Source organism: Cellulomonas sp. A375-1 (genome assembly GCF_001040865.1).
Lineage (GTDB): Bacteria > Actinomycetota > Actinomycetes > Actinomycetales > Cellulomonadaceae > Cellulomonas > Cellulomonas gelida.
Window position 1 is genome coordinate 51,904 of the sequence record NZ_LFKW01000082.1, and the last position, 2,208, is coordinate 54,111.

At 77.1% G+C, this 2,208-nt stretch carries 2 protein-coding genes; both read right to left on the reverse strand.

The features are described from left to right. The coding region (locus tag CWIS_RS18785; protein WP_197080802.1) for a hypothetical protein at positions 1 to 739 on the reverse strand (739 nt) is incomplete at its 3' end. Further along, positions 727 to 2,070 carry a hypothetical protein gene (locus CWIS_RS09235; protein ID WP_053071645.1) on the reverse strand — a complete coding sequence of 448 codons (1,344 nt, stop codon included), beginning with the start codon at positions 2,068 to 2,070 and terminating at the stop codon, positions 727 to 729. The genes CWIS_RS18785 and CWIS_RS09235, both read right to left, overlap by 13 nt. Positions 2,071 to 2,208: the final 138 nt, after the last annotated feature.

The window sequence follows — 2,208 nt, forward strand, 5'->3', positions numbered from 1 at the left end:
CAGGCATCGCGGCGACGAAGTCCGTGGGCCACGAGCCCCACCAGCCGGTCGCGCCGCCCGACGTCGAGCACGACCGCACCTGCGCGCCACCCGCCGCGTCGACGGTGACGCCCTGGTAGTCCGGCGTGAGGCGGAACGAGTCGTCGTCGAGGCCGCTGCGCGCGCCCGACGAGAACGTCAGCACGGTCACGCGACCCACCCTGACCGGGGCCGACGGCTGGCCGTCGAGATCGACGCCCGACCCGACCGCCACGTCGAACGACAGCGTGCCCGCTCCGCTGCGCTCGACCGAGAGCACCGGGTCGGAGTAGACCTCGTCGGGGGCGTTCAGCGACGCCGGGTAGGCGTTGACCGTGTACGACCCGGTCCAGCTGAGCTCGGCGGCGCCCGTCTGCGGGTCGACCGTCCCCGTGCCGCCGGTGAACCGCACGGCGTTGGGGGTCTTCTGCGGGGTCGAGCGCGGCATCGACGTCGCGGGGACAGGCGCGACGACGTAGACGTCCTGCGAGCCGCCGGAGACCGAGCCCCGGAGGATCTCGGCCGCGCCGCGCGCACCCGACAGGGTCCACGGCCCGAAGATGCCGACCTGCGCGTAGCCGCTGATGCCCCACGTGAGGGTCGCGTCGTCGAGCACCGGAGCGTCGCCGGGCTCGTCCGCGAACGCCGGCGCGGCGGCCAGCGTCGCGACGAGCGAGCACAGCGCCGTCAGCGCGACGGCCTTCCTGCTCAGCGCACCCACGGGAGCACCACCCATCCCTGTCGCAGTCCCAGCGCACCGGCGGCGGCCGCCACGACGCTCGCGCCCAACGCGCCGAGCGCGAGCGGGTCGTCGAGCAGCCCGTCGAGCAGGCCGCCCTCGTCGGGCCCGGGGGTCGTCACGGGCTGCGCCGAGAGCGCCTGCGCGCCCGAGCTCGCCGGGACCTGCGGAGCCACCGCGGTCAGTCCGCCGTCGGCGTGGGCGCCGAGCGCCGGGCGGGCGACGCCGCCTGCCGGGCGGTTCCGCACCTGGTTCTCCGGCACGCGCAGTCCCGCGGTCGGCGCGGGCCCGCCGCCCTGGTCGTCGTCGTCCGCGGCGGGCGGGGGGACCGGGCGGCTCGCGTCGAAGCTCACGACGAGCGCGGCCGCGGGCTTGGCGCGGTCGCGCGCTCCCCCGGTCGAGTACCAGTACGGTGCCTGGCCGACCTCGCCCTGGAAGTCCACGAAGTCCTGCGGGAACGCGCCCCAGTACGCGGCGCTCGCCGCGTCGCGCGCGCTCTGCGGAGCCGCACCCGCGGGCGCGGTCACCGAGACCCCGACGTACTCGGGCACGACGACGAGCCCTGCCTCCGTGACCTCGACGTCCTCGAGGACCGCCAGCGCGGCCGTGCGCGGCGTCAGGGCGGTCCACGTTCCCGGCTGGGTGCGGTCGGCGCCGAAGCCGGAGAGCGTCGCGGTGAGCGTGCCGGTGCCGTCGGCGACCTCGAGCACCGGGTCGGTCGCGCTCCAGTACGTCAGGCCGCCGTAGAACACCACCGTGAACGAGCCGGTCCAGCGCACCGACGCGGTGCCGCTCGCGGCGTCGACCGTGCCGACACCGCCCTCGATGACGACCTCGTTGCCGGTCGTGCTCTCCGGTGACGCCACCGCGACCGGCGCGCCGGACGCGTCGAGGCAGCGGGTCGCCCACGACGCCTCGACGTGCCCGCCGCCGGGGGCGTCCTTCTCGATGCGGACGTCGCCCGCGCGTGACGCGTACAGGCCGTCCTGCCCGGTCCACGCGCGCGAGCCCCCGGCCGAGCCCGCCTTGCCGGCCGACAGGAAGTTGCAGCCGCCGAAGAACGCGCCGCCGCCCGTCTCGTCGTTCAGGGCCCAGCGCAGCTGCGCGTCGCTCACCGTGAGCGCGTCGGGCTCCGGGATGGTGACGTCGACGACGACGTCGTCCGCGGCGGCGGACAGCGCCGCGGGCACCGTCAGCACGCCGAGGGCGAGCGCCGCGACGGCGAGCAGCCGCCCGGCGCGGGTCCGGCGCTCACGGTGGGTCCGCGCGCGAGTCGTCGGGTCGGTCAGGGGCTGAGGCGTCGGCGGGGTCATCGGGTGGCCCCCGCGAGCTCCGGCGCGGCCTCGCGCTCGTCGTCGCTCTCGCCGGGCGCAGCCGGGGTACCTCGCTCGGCCGCGCGGCGACGGCGCCGTGCGGCCAGGGCGCCGAGCACGACGAGCGCGACGAGCAGC

Bases quoted from the DNA above. Each gene is read 5' to 3' on its own strand.
- CWIS_RS09235 (WP_053071645.1), bottom strand. From the start codon at position 2,070: ATGACCCCGCCGACGCCTCAGCCCCTGACCGACCCGACGACTCGCGCG.